This window comes from Fredinandcohnia onubensis (assembly GCF_002734285.1).
In the GTDB taxonomy this organism is placed as follows: domain Bacteria; phylum Bacillota; class Bacilli; order Bacillales; family Bacillaceae_L; genus Ferdinandcohnia; species Ferdinandcohnia onubensis_A.
In genome coordinates, this window is sequence record NZ_NSEA01000004.1 from 16,068 (window position 1) to 32,445 (window position 16,378).

A 16,378-nucleotide genomic window follows, 5' to 3' on the forward strand; every position below is an offset into this window, starting at 1 on the left:
AGCTCTGAATCTAGAATGTAGAGGTGTTTTGATTGTGACCCAGAGAACGACCCCGGATATCATTTTAATTATTACAACACTTACACTTTTAGCAGTTGGATTAATTATGGTGTACAGTGCCAGTGCAATATGGGCTACATATAAATTCGATGATTCGTTTTTCTTTGCTAAAAGACAATTATTATTTGCAAGTGTTGGAGTCATTGCGATGTTTTTCATCATGAATGTGGACTATTGGACTTGGAGAACCTGGGCAAAAGTCCTAATCATTATTTGTTTTGTATTATTGGTCGCTGTACTAATCCCTGGAATTGGAATGGAACGTAATGGTTCTCAAAGTTGGATTGGCGTTGGAGCATTTTCAATACAACCATCAGAATTTATGAAATTAGCAATGATTGCGTTTTTGGCAAAATTCCTATCTGAGAATCAAAAGAAAATTACTTCCTTTAAAAAAGGATTAATGCCGTCACTGGGTCTTGTTTTTCTGGCGTTTGGTATGATTATGCTACAGCCGGATTTAGGAACGGGAACAGTAATGGTTGGAACTTGTGTTGTGATGATATATGTAGCGGGGGCAAGAATCTCCCATTTTGTTGGTTTGGGCTTAATTGGAGTGGTGGGATTTGTTGCTTTAATTTTATCGGCTCCGTATCGAATTAAAAGGATTACATCCTTTTTAGACCCATGGGAAGATCCATTAGGAACAGGGTTTCAAATTATTCAATCTCTTTATGCAATTGGACCTGGAGGCTTATTCGGTTTAGGTTTGGGGCAAAGTCGGCAGAAATTTTTCTACTTGCCAGAACCTCAGACTGACTTCATTTTTGCCATTCTAGCAGAAGAGTTGGGCTTTATCGGTGGTTCATTTGTCATCATTTTATTTAGTATTCTACTTTGGAGAGGCGTACGGATTGCTTTAGGGGCACCTGATTTATATGGAAGTTTCCTGGGAATTGGAATTATCGGGATGATTGCGATCCAAGTAATTATAAATATTGGAGTTGTAACTGGTCTGATGCCGGTAACGGGAATAACACTTCCGTTCTTAAGCTACGGAGGGTCATCCTTAACCTTAATGCTCATGGCAGTCGGTGTCCTTTTAAATATTAGTAGGTATTCAAGGTATTAACCCAAAAACACATGAATATATGTTATACTTAGAAAAAAGTTTAACCCTGTTTACTTGAACAGGGTTAAACTAATTTGAACGATAAACTTCCAAAAACGGGAGGAGTTTCCTTGAAAATAGTTGTTAGTGGTGGTGGAACAGGAGGGCATATTTATCCTGCACTTGCCTTAATTAAAGAAATTAAAAAACTTAATCCTTCTGCCGAATTTCTCTATATCGGTACAGAAAAAGGGTTGGAGAGCAGTATTGTAACCCGTGAAGGGATCCCATTTAAAACAATCCATATCACTGGATTCAAACGAAAGCTTTCCTTTGAAAATATTAAAACAATTACTCGGTTCCTAAAAGGTGTCCAAGACAGTAAGAAGTTGATAAAAGACTTTAAACCTGATGTTGTAATAGGTACAGGCGGTTATGTATGTGGACCTGTTGTTTACGCAGCATCAAAATTACATATACCAACAATCATTCATGAACAAAACAGCATACCAGGTCTTACAAATAAATTTTTAAGTCGATATGTTGACAAGGTGGCCATCTGCTTTGAAGAAGCTGGACAGTTTTTCCCTAAAGAAAAAGTAATCCTTACAGGAAACCCACGGGCGTCTGAGGTAATCGGTAAAGACGGAAGTACGGGGAGAGAATCTGTTGGTCTAAAAAGTTCCCAAAAATCCGTTTTACTAGTTGGTGGAAGCAGAGGTGCTAAACCACTTAACGACGCATTTTTGAGTGCTTTATCCGAGGTGAAGGAAAAAAATTATCAATTCCTGTATGTTACTGGTGAGGTTCATTATGAAAATGTACTTAATCGGGTAAAGGCGGTTGGAAATCCTGATAATGTGATCATCAAACCGTTTATCCACAATATGCCGGACGTACTAGCAGGTGTTGACCTCGTTGTAGCTCGCGCAGGTGCGACAACCTTAGCTGAACTAACTGCTTTAGGATTACCAAGCATCTTAGTGCCAAGCCCTTATGTAACAAATAATCATCAAGAGAAAAATGCAAGATCCTTAAGTGATAAGGGGGCAGCCATATTAAGACTTGAAAGAGATCTTACAGGTTCTCAGCTAATTAAGGACATTGATTCAATTCTATTAAACCCAATAAAACTTGAAGAAATGAAAAATGCTTCTTCAGAAATAGGGATACCAGATGCGGCTAGTCGTCTATACAAAGTGATGAATGACCTAATCTAGGCGAATGTACCATGAAAGCAGCAATGAGCATATACTACAGTAATGTCTGTTCTAAGTCGAGATGCAGATGAAGGAGGTAATCATGGAAAATATAGTGAAAGAACTTCAAGAGTCGAATGTTGGCAAGGTTATAGAGAACGAACCTTTATCTAAGCATACAACCATTAAGATTGGTGGTCCGGCCGATTTATTTATCGAACCAAATAGTATTGAATCCTTAAAAAAGACACTTGAAATAATAAAAAAACACGGAATTAAATGGCGTGCCATCGGACGAGGTTCAAATCTTCTAGTTTCTGATAAAGGTATTGAAGGTGCAGTTATTAAACTAGGAAATGGCATTAATCATATGGAGTTACAAGGCACAACTTTAACTGTTGGTGCTGGTTATTCAATCGTAAGTCTTGCTGTACAAATTGCAAGAAAAGGATTGTCAGGACTTGAATTTTCAAGTGGAATTCCAGGTTCAATCGGTGGCGCTGTCTATATGAACGCTGGGGCACATGGGTCTGATATTTCCAAAATATTAACGAAGGCACATATTTTATTCGATGATGGTAGTTTGGAATGGCTTTCGAATGAGGAAATGGAGTATTCCTACCGTACTTCAATCCTTCAAAAGAAACGACCTGGAATTGTGGTTGAAGCAACGTTTCAATTAACTGAAGGGGATAAAGCAGATATTTCGGCAGTCATGAAAAAAAATAAAGACTATCGAAGGGATACTCAACCATGGGATCTCCCTTGTGCTGGAAGTATTTTTCGTAATCCGCTTCCGCATTATGCTGGTCAATTAGTAGAAAAATCAGGCTTGAAAGGCTATACCATTGGCGGAGCAAAAATATCCGAAATGCATGGTAATTTTATTGTGAATGCTGGAAATGCAAAAGCGCAGGATGTTCTTGATCTCATTGGATTCGTAAAGGAGAAAATCTATACTCTACACGGAGTGCGAATGGAAACAGAAGTTGAAATAATTGGTCGAATCTAGACAGATTCTACACCCATTTCTTAGGAAAATATGATATAATACAATAACATGTATGTGTTACTGTATAAGTTTCTAAACGGCATGTATACATGCCGTTTATTCTTTCGTTTAAAGCATTTTTAAAATACATGTATTTGCCTATATAAAATGGACAGGTTGTTATATTAAGATGATTACAGGAGATTTTTGATTCGCGGGGTGAATGTATTTGGCAAAGCAAAAGGTTGTTACAATAGAAGACCGAATTCCAAAGCTTAAGCAGAGAAGAAAACAAAAAGCTAATCGTCGATTGATTATGTACATAACCTTTTTCTTTTTATTGCTTTCCGGAATTCTTTATTTCCAATCTCCTTTAAGTAAAATCGGCGAGATCACTATTACAGGCAACCAAAATATCACATCCGAACAAATTTCAAAGCTTAGCAAATTGAATGTTGGGACAAGCTTTTGGAAGGTCAATCAGGATGAAGTTAAACAAAATATAAAAAAACACCCTGAAATTAAGGAAGTTACGATTCAAAAGATATTTCCCAACGATATAAAGATAAATGTCAGTGAGCTAAAAAGGGTAGGATATATAAGTGGTCATAATACTTTTTACCCAATCCTTGAAAATGGGAAGATTATTGAGAATGCCCAAAAATTTGGTTCAAAAGCGATTCCAGTTGATGCGCCAATTTTAGTTGACTGGGATGATGAAGCATTAAAGTTGCTTACAAAGGAACTAAATAAAATCCAACCCTCAATTTCAAAGCTTATTTCCGAAATTCACCATACTCCTACAGAATATGATCCTCTTCAGATGACCCTTTACATGATTGATGGGTATGAAGTTAAAGCTACTGTACGAAATTTCGCGAAGAATATTACAACATATCCTACAATCGTCAGTGAATTGGATCCATCTCTAAATGGATATATTGAACTAGATGTAGTGCCAACTTTTATTCCATATGAAAAAGAGAGCACCAGTGAAGAAGGAGAGATGGTAACAGATGAAAGTGAAGGGTAAGCATGTGGTTCTTTCATTTGTCTGCTTAGTCCTTGGCTTTATGATTTCATTCTCGTACCAATTTACAAAAGAACAAATGGAATCAAGTCAGGTCACTGAACAACAGTGGAATGAAGAAACAAAAATACGAACGGAATTCAATGAACAAAATGAAAAAAATAATGAGCTTCAACTGAAACTTATTGAAAAACAAAATCAAATTCAAGCAATTGAAGAAGAACTTGCGAAAGAGGAACAAGAACAAATTTACTATAATCTTGTTGAAGAAGTAGAGAAGTATCGAATGGTTGTTGGTGAAATTGGTGTAAAAGGCCCAGGAGTTTCAGTTACACTCGAGGATTCATCTTACGTTCCATCAGGTCAAGATGTTAATAATTATTTAGTTCATGAGAGCCATTTATTTAAGGTCATAAATGAACTTTATGTATCTGGTGCCCAAGCTGTTTCGGTAAATGGAAAGAGACTTAGTCATGATTCGTATATATACTGTAATGGGCCAGTTGTTGTTGTTGATGGCAAACCATATCCGGCACCATTTGTGATCACGGCAATTGGTGATCCCGATGTCCTCATACCGGCTCTAAATATGAATGGTGGAATTACAGACCAATTGATTCAAGATAATATTGTCGTGAAGATTGAGAACAAAACACAAATTCAAATGGACCCATTACTTCAAGCGAATGAATAAACCGGATGTTTGATATAGAAGGCTAGGTGGTTTTCTTGGACAAAAAAACAGGCATTAGCTTCACTGTGATTACGTGTATAATTGGTTTTATGGTTGCTGTCCAATTTCAAACCATTAAAGAACCTGAAGTGCGAGATACTCGTGACTTATGGGAATTGCGTGAAGACTTAAAGCAATCACAAGAATTATATACAGAATTATTAACAAAAATTTATACATATGAAGCAAAGTTGGAACAATACGAGAATCAACGTGATGACAGTAAAATGCTTATTCTTAAAGATACGCTTGATGAATTAAAGAAGCAGGCAGGACTTACACAAGTGTCAGGTCCTGGGCTTACGATTACAGTTGAGCAATCGTTCAATGAAGCAGGAAGACAAGCTACAACCATTACTCCGAGTTTGTTGAGATGGCTAGTAAATGAATTGAATTCATATCAGGCAAAGGCAATTTCTATTGACGGCCACCGTGTAATTACGACAACGGTCATACGGGAAATTCAAGGAAGACCAAAAATTGATTCATATTCTCTAAATCCATTACCAATTGAAATAAAGGTCATTGCAGACGATGCTGAACGACTTTATAACAAGTTAAAAGCATCAGAAGCAGAGCGACAATTCTTTATTGATAATTTGCGATTAAAAATATCAAAGCCAAGTAAAGTTGTAACAATTCCTGCATTTGATGACCCAATTAGGATTACAGAAATGCAACCTAATATGGAACCAGATAATAAGTGATAAAGGTGGAACATAGTCATGTGGCTTCCAATTTTCGGTCTAATAGTCGGAATCATCCTCGGACTGTTATCGGAGTTCAAAATTCCAGCAGAGTATTCGAATTATTTATCAATTGCCGTTTTAGCAGCTCTTGATACTTTGTTCGGTGGCATTCGTGCACATTTGCAAAATATATATGATCAGTCCGTATTTGTTTCTGGTTTCTTTTTTAATATTTTATTGGCAGCAAGTTTAGCTTTTCTAGGTGTGCATCTTGGTGTAGACTTGTACTTGGTAGCCGTTTTCGCATTTGGAGTAAGGCTTTTCCAAAATATTGCGGTGATCCGTCGAATAATTTTATCCAAATGGAGCCTTTCTCGTGATAAAATAGAAAAAAATTGATTTTTATAAAGGGAAAACCCCTATGGTTGTTGAATATTTTTCATATACAAAAATTATTATGAAAAATGTCAGTTGTTGTTCGAAAAATGTTATACGAAATGTGTTATGTAAAAAAGGAGGTGCCACAGAATGAACAGCAATGAAATATGTGTTAGTCTTGACATCGGTACATCCAATGTTAAGGTTATCATCGGTGAGATGGTTGATGATTCTCTTAACATAATAGGTGTGGGTAATGTTAAATCAGAAGGTTTGAAAAAAGGTTCAATTGTTGACATAGATGAGACCGTTCATTCTATTAAGAAGGCAGTTGAGCAAGCAGAAAGAATGGTAGGCATTTCTATTAATCAAGTAGTTGTATCCGTCCCAGCTATCAATGTTCAGTTACAGGATGCACATGGAGTAGTGGCAGTTTCTACTGAGTCTCGTCAAAATCGTGAAATAAGCAATGAAGATGTCCTACGTGTAATCGATGCCGCACAATTTATTTCTCTACCACCAGAAAGAGAAATTATCGATATGATTCCAAAACAATTTATTGTAGATGGATATGATGAAATTAGTGATCCACGTGGTATGTTAGGTGTTAGGTTAGAAGTGGAAGGAACTATAATTACAACTTCACGTACAATTTTACATAACCTGCTGCGTTGTGTAGAAAAAGCAGGACTTGATATTACCGCAATCTCCCTACAACCTCTTGCATCAGGTTCAATTTCCTTATCTGATGATGAGAAAAACTTAGGGGTTGCTCTCGTTGATATTGGTGGAGGTTCTACAACTATTGCACTCTTCCAAAATGGTCATCTAAAAACAACAAGTGTTCTACCTGTTGGTGGGGACCATATTACGAAGGATTTAGCAATTGGTTTACGAACATCTACTGAAGATGCTGAGAAAATTAAAATTAAACATGGACATGCCTTTTACGACGATGCTTCTGATGAAGAAGTATTTGATGTACCAATTATTGGCAGTGATCAACATGAACGATTTACCCAATTACAAATTTCTGAAATCATCGAAGCTAGATTAGAAGAAATTTTACTGTTAGCACAAAAGGAAATTAAGAAAATGGGTGTAGGAGATCTTCCTGGTGGCTTTGTTCTTACAGGTGGAGTAGCAAATATGCCTGGAGTGCTGGAGCTATCTCAAATTGTGTTACGAAACAATGTTAGAATTGCAAAGCCAGACTATATTGGTGTCAGAGAACCTCAATACGCAACAGGTGTAGGGCTGTTGCAGTTCGCATATGAGCAAGCAAGAATCCAAGGAAGAAAAATTAGCACTACGGTCCAGGTGGAAAATCCTGAAAAAAGACCTGCTAGACAGCCTCAAGCGAAAAGTCACCCTAAAAACCAAAAAGAAGAGCAAAATATCGGCAAAAAAGTTAAGAGGTTTTTCGGTCTCTTCTTTGAATAGTCAGTTTAAAAGAGAAGTATATTTGCAAATTAGGAGGATCTTATAATGTTAGAGTTTGATACAAATGTTGATCAATTAGCTACTATAAAAGTAATCGGTGTAGGTGGCGGTGGAAATAACGCGGTTAACCGAATGATTGAACACGGTGTTCAAGGAGTCGAGTTTATCGCAGTTAATACAGATGCCCAAGCCTTAAATCTTTCAAAAGCTGAAATAAAAATGCAAATCGGTGGAAAATTAACTCGTGGTTTAGGTGCCGGAGCCAATCCGGAAGTAGGAAAGAAAGCTGCGGAGGAAAGTAGAGAACAAATCGAAGAAGCCCTCAAAGGAGCAGATATGGTATTTGTTACTGCAGGTATGGGTGGTGGAACAGGTACAGGTGCTGCCCCTGTTATTGCTCAAATTTCAAAAGATTTAGGGGCTCTAACAGTTGGTGTAGTAACTAGACCGTTCACTTTCGAAGGTAGAAAGCGTCAAACGCAAGCTGCCGGTGGTATTGGTGCGATGAAAGAATCAGTTGACACACTGATCGTCATTCCAAACGACCGTCTTCTTGAAATTGTTGATAAAAATACGCCAATGCTTGAAGCGTTCCGTGAGGCAGATAATGTGTTACGTCAAGGTGTACAGGGCATTTCCGACTTAATCGCAGTACCAGGGTTAATCAACCTTGACTTTGCTGACGTAAAAACAATCATGTCTAACAGAGGTTCTGCTCTAATGGGTATTGGTGTTGCAACAGGAGAAAACCGTGCTGCAGAAGCTGCAAAGAAGGCTATTTCAAGTCCATTGCTTGAAACATCAATTGATGGTGCACAAGGTGTACTAATGAATATTACAGGTGGAACAAACCTAAGTCTTTATGAAGTACAAGAGGCAGCAGATATTGTTGCATCAGCTTCTGATCAGGAAGTAAACATGATTTTCGGATCTGTTATTAATGAAAACCTAAAAGAAGAAATCGTCGTGACTGTTATTGCTACTGGTTTTACAGAGGCAGAAGTTAACCCAACACGTCCATCTCGTCCTTCATTTGGTGCAAAACCACAAGCACAACCGCAACCGCATCAGCAACCACAGGTTCAGGTTTCGCCAAGAAGAGAAATGAGACGTGAGGAGCCAGTTCAGGAAGTAAATACACGTAGTGCAGTACATGTAGAAGAAGAAATTGATGTACCAACATTCCTCCGTAACCGTAACAGAAGAGGATAAATAGAAAAGCGCAAGGCACCTGCTTATCGGCGACAAGCATAAGAACAGCGCTGACAGAAGGCGGTTTTTGCCTTCAGAAGCGATGGGCTTATGACCAGACAGCCGATGGTGCCTGGAGCTAGACAATAAAAAAGTCTTCATAAATTCTTAAAAAGGCATTTGACAATTTAGTTGTCGAATGCCTTTTTTCTATTTTTTCACCTATTTCTTTGGATTCCCCTTCATTCTAACTTAACTGACAAAATAAGAACTAATCTTCCAAAATTTCTCTTTTATTATCGGCATGAAGTGACAGACTTCCATATAAGATGTACTATATACTATTTTTTAAGCTAACTAGTTTACCAAATGCTAAAACATGTTTCTAAGGTGAAGTGACTTTTGGTGAAAGGAGAAATGGGGTGTCTATTTATTTAGATGTAATCTGGTTGTTAAACTTTTTCTTTGACGCCTTATTATTACTACTAACTGCGATGATTTTAAAGCGAAAGATTGTAAAATGGAGAATCTTAGTAGGTTCATTTATTGGATCTTTGCTAGTTCTCTTAGTGGTTTCTCCTTTCGCAGAAATTGGGTCTCATCCTGTTACAAAACTTCTCTTTTCAATCGTAATTGTAGGAGTTGCTTTTGGATATAAACGATTTCGCTATTTTTTACAAGGATTATTAACCTTTTATTTTGCTACTTTCATGATTGGAGGTGGGATGATAGGGGTTCATTATTTTTTAGAATTCGATGTTCAAGTTTTTGATGGAACAATCATTACTCAGTCAACTGGCTATGGGAACCCAATTAGTTGGGGATTTGTTTTAATCGGTTTTCCGCTCTTATGGTATTTTTCAAAAAATAGAATGGATGACATTGAAACGAAGCAAGTTTTCTATGACCAGATTGTTACTGTGAAGCTAGAAATAGATGATGTCATCTTACATTTACAAGGTTTGGTCGACAGTGGAAATCAATTGTTCGACCCAATTACAAAAAGCCCAGTTATGATCTTAGACACCACAAAATATGAAGAACTCTTTCCTAAAGCCCTGATGGAACAATCCAAAAATATTGAACTCTTAACAAATGATTCTTCAACAGAATCGCATAAATGGGAAAGTCGTGTAAGACTTATTCCATATCGTGGGGTTGGCCAAGAACATCAATTCTTATTGGCAGTTAAACCTGACCGAATAACAATCTATCACGGAAATGAAGAAAATATCGTAAAAAAAGGATTGGTTGCATTCAACCATACTACTTTATCAACTGATGGAGAGTATGATTGTATCGTACATCCCAAAATGCTTGTTTCAAGCTCCATTCAGACAGCTTCGTAAGGGGAATTAAACAAATTTATTCTAATAAATATCATACTCACGCTTTTTACAAATTAGAAGGGAGAACTTATCTGTGGCTAAATTAAAATTAAAACTTACATATTGGTGGTATAAACTTTTAATAAAATTAGGTTTGAAGACAGATGAAATTTATTATATTGGTGGGAGCGAGGCTTTACCTCCACCCTTATCAAAGGATGAAGAAGAGGTTCTCTTAAATAAATTACCGAGTGGCGACCAAGCTGCAAGGTCGATTCTTATTGAAAGAAACCTAAGACTTGTTGTATATATCGCACGAAAGTTTGAAAACACAGGAATAAATATCGAGGATTTAATTAGTATTGGAACAATTGGGTTAATCAAAGCTGTCAATACGTTTAATCCCGAAAAGAAAATTAAACTTGCAACCTATGCATCAAGATGTATTGAGAATGAAATTTTAATGTATTTACGTCGAAATAATAAAATAAGGTCTGAGGTTTCCTTTGATGAACCATTAAATATTGATTGGGACGGTAATGAACTATTATTATCGGATGTTCTAGGAACAGACGAAGATATCATTACAAAGGATTTGGAAGCGAATGTCGATCGAAAGTTATTAGTAAAGGCTTTGCATCAGTTAAATGATCGTGAGAAACAAATTATGGAATTAAGATTTGGATTAATTGGTGGAGAAGAAAAGACGCAAAAAGATGTTGCTGACATGCTTGGGATATCGCAATCTTATATTTCAAGGCTGGAAAAGCGAATTATTAAACGACTTCGAAAAGAGTTTAACAAAATGGTGTAAATAAAAAATAATTTTCCTTTAAAGCTGTTGATTTTGCTGTTTTTATACACCAACTATGGAAATAGTTGTGAATTCGAAATGCATATTTTTCCCTCTAACGGAGATACTTAACTTTGTACAGCAACTCCTGTTAGGAGGGAAAGAATTGACTCGAAATAAAGTAGAAATTTGTGGTGTTGATACTTCAAAACTTCCAGTACTAAAAAATGAAGAGATGCGGCAATTATTTCGACAAATGCAAAGTGGCGATTTGTCAGCTCGCGATAAGCTCGTAAATGGGAATTTACGACTTGTTCTCAGTGTAATTCAACGGTTCAACAACAGAGGAGAATTTGTGGATGATTTATTTCAGGTCGGATGTATCGGTCTGATGAAATCAATTGACAATTTTGACCTTGGTCAAAACGTGAAATTCTCCACCTATGCAGTCCCGATGATTATCGGCGAAATTCGGCGCTATTTACGAGACAACAATCCTATCAGGGTGTCGCGCTCATTGCGGGACATTGCCTATAAGGCTTTGCAAGTAAGAGAGCGTTTGATGAGTGAAACATCAAGGGAACCTACAGCAGAAGAAATCTCAAAGGTTCTTGAAGTGCCACATGAAGAAATTGTCTTTGCACTTGATGCGATTCAAGACCCAGTATCATTATTTGAACCGATTTATAATGATGGTGGGGATCCAATTTTTGTGATGGATCAATTAAGTGATGAACGAAACCGTGATTCAAATTGGATTGAAGAGATTGCCTTAAAAGAAGGAATGAGACGACTAAATGATCGTGAGAAACTAATCCTTCGAAAACGATTTTTTCAAGGAAAAACACAAATGGAAGTTGCTGAAGAAATCGGAATCTCTCAAGCCCAAGTATCACGTCTTGAAAAAGCAGCAATTAAACAAATGAATAAGAACATCCAAAATTAATGGTGGATTCGTCCATTAAATGGACAAGTTATAGCATGAATAGGGTAATTATCAGACATTCGGTGAAATCGAATGTCTTTTTTATCGCCTTTTTACCGTGTGAAATTAAAGCCTTCCCACTTAGTCTAATTTTGTCTCATAAAAGGCAGTAAGCCAGTCATATAGTTTACTATAAGGAGGCGGAGGGAAATGGTGAAAATTTCTGATTTTCAGGCGAAGGATGTTGTAAGTGTTGTCGATGGAAAAAGACTTGGTAATATTGGAGATATCGACATTAACTTAACAACTGGAAAAATAGAGTCCATTATTATCGGTGGCTATGGAAAGGTATTAGGCATATTTGGCCGTGAGGAAGAGATTGTGATTCCATGGAGAAACATTATCAAAGTCGGTAAGGATGTGATTTTAGTGCGAACTCAGAATACAATTGAGTAATCGCGCTAAATTTTGACATTTTTCCTAACATATTCTCCTTTCTTTTGCTAAGATGTGATAAAATAGGCAGAAGAAGGGTTCATTTTTCTAAAAATAAAATATTGTCATCATATCAAGTTAAGATGTGTTGATAATTTTGAATAAAAGGATGTTGTTATGAAGCTTGAACCATTTACTCATAAGGCAGAACAAGTTTTAAAACTTTCCAGTTGGAGTCATATTTCTGATAAACTGGTTGCTGGTTTTACGACTAAAAATGGCGGAGATAGTAAAGGGGATTTTAAATCCTTTAATCTTGGTTTACACGTAAATGATGAAGACAAATCGGTTATTTCAAACCGTGAGCAGCTTGCAGACATTCTCCGCTTTCCACTTGAAAACTGGGTATGCTCTGAGCAAACACATAAAAATAACATCGCTAAGGTCACTAGAAAAGATCTTGGTGCAGGTGTTTTTACATACGAAGATGGCATCAAGGATACGGATGGGTTATATACGACAGAGAAAAATATCCTGTTAACCCTTTGTTATGCAGACTGTGTTCCACTTTACTTTTTTGCACCATCTAAACAAATCATTGGAATTGCTCATGCAGGGTGGAAGGGAACTGTTCAGGATATTGCAGGTGAAATGATTCGTGCTTGGGGTAATGAAGGTGTTAAACCAGATAATATCCAGGCAGTAATCGGACCAGCAATAGGAAAATGCTGCTACATTGTGGATGATTACGTAATAAATTTTGTGAAAAATTTGGACAAAATAGAGTCAAAACCATACGAAATAGTGAGTGACAACCAATATCGGTTAGATTTAAAAGAACTGAACTATCAACTAATGGTGAGGGCAGGAATTCCTCCTGAAAATATTCAAGTTTCCTCGTATTGCACGTCCTGTGAGAATCAGAATTTCTTTTCGCATCGAAGGGATGCCGGGAAAACGGGAAGAATGATGAGTTTTATTGGCTTTAAGGAGGATTAATTTTAAAATGAGTGTAAAAGAAAATCTATTCAACATTCTAGAGAACATTGAACAAGCATGCAAGCGGTCAAATCGACCTGCAGATTCTGTTTCAATTATTGCTGTAACGAAATATGTAAGTGTTGAAACAGCTAAGGAAGCAATTGAAGCAGGAATTCAACATATTGGAGAAAATCGCGACGAAGGTCTGACAAAGAAGCGAGAAGAGATTGGGAATGAACCAATTTGGCATTTTATTGGATCGCTTCAAACAAGAAAAGTAAAAAACATCATTGATAAGGTGGACTATATTCATTCACTCGATCGAATATCGTTAGCAGAAGAAATACATAAGCGGGCGAGCGGTAAAATAAAATGTTTTGTACAAATCAATGTATCTGGAGAAGAATCCAAACACGGAATGTCACCGGAAAATCTTGAGTCGTTTATAAAGGAACTTGAAAAATATCCGTCTGTTGAGGTAGTCGGATTAATGACAATGGCTCCATTTACCGATGATCAAGATGTTATTCGCTACTGCTTCCAAAGACTTCGAAAGCTAAGAGATGATGTACAAGCTCTTGGTTTACCACATGCTCCATGTACTGAATTATCTATGGGAATGTCGAACGATTTCGAAATTGCAATCGAAGAAGGAGCTACCTTCATTCGAATAGGTACTTCACTGGTTGGTAAAGAATTTTAACTTTATCAAATACGCCAATAGCGCATTTGATAAGAGAGAGGTGTTACAATTGAGTATAAAATCCAAATTTAAAAGCTTTTTTGCATTAGAAGATGAATATGATTATGATGAAGAGGATTACTTTGAGGAAGAAATAGAACCGACAAAGGCTGTAAAACCAGCTGCAAAGCAAAACGTAGTAAGCTTGCAAAGTGTTCAAAAGTCTTCTAAGGTTATTTTATTTGAACCTCGAGTATATGCAGAGGCACAAGAAATTGCTGATCATTTGAAAAACAGACGAGCGGTTGTTGTTAATCTCCAACGTGTTCAACATGATCAAGCAAAGAGAATCGTTGATTTCCTAAGTGGAACTGTTTATGCCATTGGCGGGGATATTCAACGTATAGGTGCAAATATTTTCTTATGTACTCCTGACAATATAGATGTGTCTGGAAATATCTCTGAGATTGTTTCTAACGAAGAATTCGCTGAAAAGGGGTGGTAATCGAAAATGGGTATTATTTTCGGTATCTTAAGTCAAGCGCTGGTACTTTATTCGTATGCGCTGATCATTTATATTTTAATGTCTTGGTTTCCAAATGCACGTGAATCTGGGATTGGTCAATTTTTAACAAGAATTTGTGAACCATATCTAGAGCCTTTCCGCAGATTTATTCCACCACTAGGGATGATAGATATATCCCCAATTGTTGCAATCCTAGTGCTAAATTTCGCTGGTAGAGGAATTCATGCTTTACAAAGCATGTTCTAAAAAGGGCCTTGATTCAAGGTCCCTTTTCTTTATTTTTGTCTAGCTCCAGGCGCCATCGGCTCTCTGGTCTAAGCCAATCGCTTCGGAAGGTAAAATGCACCTTCTGTCAGCGCTCGTCTTATGCTTTTGTCGCCTAAACCTGCGCGCCTTGCGCTTTTCTATTTTAAACGAGGTATTATACATATGAATTTATATCAACATTTTCGAAAAGAAGAGCATGCGTTCATTGATCAGGTGTTGGAATGGCAACAGACTGTACTGAATCAGTATAGTCCTAGGTTAAGTGATTTTCTTGATCCACGTGAACAAGAAATTGTGAAACAAGTGGTAGGAACCGGTGGAGATGTACTTGTTCACTTTTCTGGTGGAAAAGAAGGACTTGAACGAAAACGTGCATTATTGTATCCATCTTATTTTGAGCCAACCGAAACAGATTTTAATCTATCCTATTTTGAAGTGAAATATCCTGTTAAGTTTGTTTCTGTTGACCACCGAAAGGTTCTGGGTTCATTAATGTCTCTAGGTCTCAAACGTTCCAAATTTGGTGATATCCTAACACAGGACGAGCGTATTCAAATTGTTGTTGCCGGTGAGGTTGCTGATTATATACGCATGAATTTAACATCCGTTGGTAAGGCAACGATCTCATTATCAGAGATTGCTGCTTCAGAACTCGTATTCGTACAGGAAGAATGGACTGAGCAAACAGTCACTGTCTCCTCCTTACGATTAGATGTTATATTGGCATCCATTTTAAATTTATCAAGGCAAAAAGTGCAAGTCTTAATTGAAAATGGACTTGTAAAAGTGAATTGGAAAAAAATCGAACAAACTTCATTTGAATGTAAGGAAGGAGATGTTCTTTCTGTTCGTGGTTACGGAAGAAGTAAACTTCATTCAATAGAAGGGAAAACGAAGAGAGAAAAATGGAGAATCATTGTAGGAAGACAAAAATAATTGTAAATAATGCAGGAATTTCTTCTTTTTTGTCGAATTGTAAAGTATCATTTGTTTAGAGAATGTTTGAAAATCAAACGCATTTATTAATTTTTGGAGGTGGCATTCGTGCCTTTAACGCCATTAGATATTCATAATAAGGAATTTAACAAAGGTTTTCGCGGCTATGATGAGGACGAGGTTAATGAGTTTCTTGATCAAGTTATTAAGGATTATGAAATGGTTATTCGTGAGAAAAAAGAACTTGAGTCAAAACTTTCAGAACTAAACGAAAAACTAGGTCATTTTACAAATATCGAAGAAACATTAAATAAATCGATCTTGATTGCACAAGAAACAGCTGAAGAAGTAAAACGTAATGCTTCAAAAGAAGCAAAGCTTATCATCAAGGAAGCAGAGAAAAATGCAGATCGTATTATTAATGAATCGTTATCTAAATCTAGAAAGATATCAATCGAAATTGAAGATTTGAAGAAACAGTCAAAAGTATTCAGAAACAGATTTAAAATGTTAGTGGAAGCTCAGTTAGATATGCTTAATAATGATGATTGGGATCATCTCATGGAATACAATGTAGAGCCTGTTTTTGCAGAATCAGAAGAAAACTAGTCGTGACACTTGACTCTTTTGTTTAATACGCATATAATTTTAAAACAACTAATTACTTTAATATACAAGCAGCTTTGAAAGGGACAGTAGTTCTTGTCAAACTTATTAAGCGAGTCGGGGATGGTGGAAGC

General features: G+C 36.8%; 19 protein-coding genes and 1 other annotated feature (1 of these 20 running past the window's edge). All 19 genes read left to right on the top strand.

The window, feature by feature from the left end; all coding sequences use genetic code 11:
- Positions 1–31: 31 nt before the first annotated feature.
- The 19 genes from spoVE (at position 32) to CKJ95_RS05235 (ending at position 16,247) form a co-directional block, all read left to right on the top strand.
- A complete protein-coding gene (gene spoVE / locus CKJ95_RS05145; RefSeq protein WP_099352468.1) occupies positions 32–1,132 on the top strand; it encodes a stage V sporulation protein E in 1,101 nt (366 codons plus the stop codon).
- Between the two features lie 110 nt (positions 1,133–1,242).
- The gene (gene murG, locus CKJ95_RS05150; RefSeq protein ID WP_099352339.1) at positions 1,243–2,331 is read left to right on the top strand and encodes an undecaprenyldiphospho-muramoylpentapeptide beta-N-acetylglucosaminyltransferase; all 1,089 of its coding nucleotides are present in this window, start codon (positions 1,243–1,245) and stop codon (positions 2,329–2,331) included.
- A gap of 82 nt (positions 2,332–2,413) precedes the next feature.
- Positions 2,414–3,322: a UDP-N-acetylmuramate dehydrogenase gene (gene murB / locus CKJ95_RS05155; protein WP_099352340.1), complete on the top strand. Its 909-nt coding sequence runs from the start codon at positions 2,414–2,416 to the stop codon at positions 3,320–3,322.
- A 202-nt stretch (positions 3,323–3,524) separates the two neighbouring features.
- Positions 3,525–4,334, top strand: coding sequence for a cell division protein FtsQ/DivIB (locus CKJ95_RS05160; RefSeq protein ID WP_099352341.1), 810 nt, complete (start codon positions 3,525–3,527; stop codon positions 4,332–4,334).
- Positions 4,318–5,025 (top strand): DUF881 domain-containing protein, encoded by a 708-nt coding sequence (locus CKJ95_RS05165; RefSeq protein WP_257215718.1) that lies wholly within the window; start codon positions 4,318–4,320, stop codon positions 5,023–5,025. The genes CKJ95_RS05160 and CKJ95_RS05165 overlap by 17 nt, the downstream gene beginning before the upstream one ends.
- Positions 5,026–5,060: 35 nt before the next feature.
- Positions 5,061–5,771 carry a DUF881 domain-containing protein gene (locus CKJ95_RS05170; protein WP_099352342.1) on the top strand — a complete coding sequence of 237 codons (711 nt, stop codon included), beginning with the start codon at positions 5,061–5,063 and terminating at the stop codon, positions 5,769–5,771.
- Between the two features lie 18 nt (positions 5,772–5,789).
- Entirely contained in the window at positions 5,790–6,152 is a 363-nt protein-coding gene (locus CKJ95_RS05175) for a small basic family protein (RefSeq protein ID WP_010282644.1), read from the top strand.
- Positions 6,153–6,281: 129 nt separating this feature from the next.
- Positions 6,282–7,574, top strand: coding sequence for a cell division protein FtsA (gene ftsA, locus CKJ95_RS05180; protein WP_099352343.1), 1,293 nt, complete (start codon positions 6,282–6,284; stop codon positions 7,572–7,574).
- A gap of 45 nt (positions 7,575–7,619) precedes the next feature.
- Positions 7,620–8,786, top strand: a complete 1,167-nt coding sequence (gene ftsZ, locus CKJ95_RS05185; protein WP_099352344.1) for a cell division protein FtsZ — start codon at positions 7,620–7,622, stop codon at positions 8,784–8,786.
- A gap of 401 nt (positions 8,787–9,187) precedes the next feature.
- Positions 9,188–10,114: a sigma-E processing peptidase SpoIIGA gene (spoIIGA, locus tag CKJ95_RS05190; protein WP_099352345.1), complete on the top strand. Its 927-nt coding sequence runs from the start codon at positions 9,188–9,190 to the stop codon at positions 10,112–10,114.
- A gap of 73 nt (positions 10,115–10,187) precedes the next feature.
- Entirely contained in the window at positions 10,188–10,907 is a 720-nt protein-coding gene (gene sigE, locus CKJ95_RS05195) for an RNA polymerase sporulation sigma factor SigE (protein WP_099352346.1), read from the top strand.
- A gap of 55 nt (positions 10,908–10,962) precedes the next feature.
- Positions 10,963–11,832, top strand: a complete 870-nt coding sequence (gene sigG, locus CKJ95_RS05200) for an RNA polymerase sporulation sigma factor SigG (protein ID WP_099352347.1) — start codon at positions 10,963–10,965, stop codon at positions 11,830–11,832.
- A 189-nt stretch (positions 11,833–12,021) separates the two neighbouring features.
- Positions 12,022–12,267 carry a YlmC/YmxH family sporulation protein gene (locus CKJ95_RS05205; protein ID WP_099352348.1) on the top strand — a complete coding sequence of 82 codons (246 nt, stop codon included), beginning with the start codon at positions 12,022–12,024 and terminating at the stop codon, positions 12,265–12,267.
- A gap of 156 nt (positions 12,268–12,423) precedes the next feature.
- Positions 12,424–13,245 (top strand): peptidoglycan editing factor PgeF, encoded by an 822-nt coding sequence (gene pgeF, locus CKJ95_RS05210; protein ID WP_099352349.1) that lies wholly within the window; start codon positions 12,424–12,426, stop codon positions 13,243–13,245.
- 7 nt (positions 13,246–13,252) lie between these two features.
- Positions 13,253–13,930, top strand: coding sequence for a YggS family pyridoxal phosphate-dependent enzyme (locus CKJ95_RS05215; RefSeq protein WP_099352350.1), 678 nt, complete (start codon positions 13,253–13,255; stop codon positions 13,928–13,930).
- 49 nt (positions 13,931–13,979) lie between these two features.
- A complete protein-coding gene (locus tag CKJ95_RS05220; protein ID WP_099352470.1) occupies positions 13,980–14,414 on the top strand; it encodes a cell division protein SepF in 435 nt (144 codons plus the stop codon).
- Positions 14,415–14,420: 6 nt separating this feature from the next.
- Positions 14,421–14,681, top strand: coding sequence for a YggT family protein (locus CKJ95_RS05225; RefSeq protein ID WP_099352351.1), 261 nt, complete (start codon positions 14,421–14,423; stop codon positions 14,679–14,681).
- A 183-nt stretch (positions 14,682–14,864) separates the two neighbouring features.
- Entirely contained in the window at positions 14,865–15,638 is a 774-nt protein-coding gene (locus CKJ95_RS05230; RefSeq protein ID WP_099352352.1) for a YlmH family RNA-binding protein, read from the top strand.
- A gap of 108 nt (positions 15,639–15,746) precedes the next feature.
- Positions 15,747–16,247 carry a DivIVA domain-containing protein gene (locus CKJ95_RS05235; protein ID WP_099352353.1) on the top strand — a complete coding sequence of 167 codons (501 nt, stop codon included), beginning with the start codon at positions 15,747–15,749 and terminating at the stop codon, positions 16,245–16,247.
- 65 nt (positions 16,248–16,312) lie between these two features.
- Positions 16,313–16,378 (top strand) — a binding site (T-box leader); it runs 190 nt beyond the window's last position.

Excerpts from the sequence above, each read along its gene's own strand:
- sigG (WP_099352347.1), top strand. The coding sequence starts at position 10,963 with ATGGAAATAGTTGTGAATTCGAAATGCATATTTTTCCCTCTAACGGAG.
- CKJ95_RS05215 (WP_099352350.1), top strand. The coding sequence starts at position 13,253 with ATGAGTGTAAAAGAAAATCTATTCAACATTCTAGAGAACATTGAACAA.
- CKJ95_RS05230 (WP_099352352.1), top strand. The coding sequence starts at position 14,865 with ATGAATTTATATCAACATTTTCGAAAAGAAGAGCATGCGTTCATTGAT.
- pgeF (WP_099352349.1), top strand. The coding sequence starts at position 12,424 with ATGAAGCTTGAACCATTTACTCATAAGGCAGAACAAGTTTTAAAACTT.
- ftsA (WP_099352343.1), top strand. The coding sequence starts at position 6,282 with ATGAACAGCAATGAAATATGTGTTAGTCTTGACATCGGTACATCCAAT.
- CKJ95_RS05205 (WP_099352348.1), top strand. The coding sequence starts at position 12,022 with ATGGTGAAAATTTCTGATTTTCAGGCGAAGGATGTTGTAAGTGTTGTC.
- murB (WP_099352340.1), top strand. The coding sequence starts at position 2,414 with ATGGAAAATATAGTGAAAGAACTTCAAGAGTCGAATGTTGGCAAGGTT.
- CKJ95_RS05165 (WP_257215718.1), top strand. The coding sequence starts at position 4,318 with ATGAAAGTGAAGGGTAAGCATGTGGTTCTTTCATTTGTCTGCTTAGTC.
- CKJ95_RS05225 (WP_099352351.1), top strand. The coding sequence starts at position 14,421 with ATGGGTATTATTTTCGGTATCTTAAGTCAAGCGCTGGTACTTTATTCG.
- ftsZ (WP_099352344.1), top strand. The coding sequence starts at position 7,620 with ATGTTAGAGTTTGATACAAATGTTGATCAATTAGCTACTATAAAAGTA.
- CKJ95_RS05175 (WP_010282644.1), top strand. The coding sequence starts at position 5,790 with ATGTGGCTTCCAATTTTCGGTCTAATAGTCGGAATCATCCTCGGACTG.
- CKJ95_RS05160 (WP_099352341.1), top strand. The coding sequence starts at position 3,525 with ATGTATTTGGCAAAGCAAAAGGTTGTTACAATAGAAGACCGAATTCCA.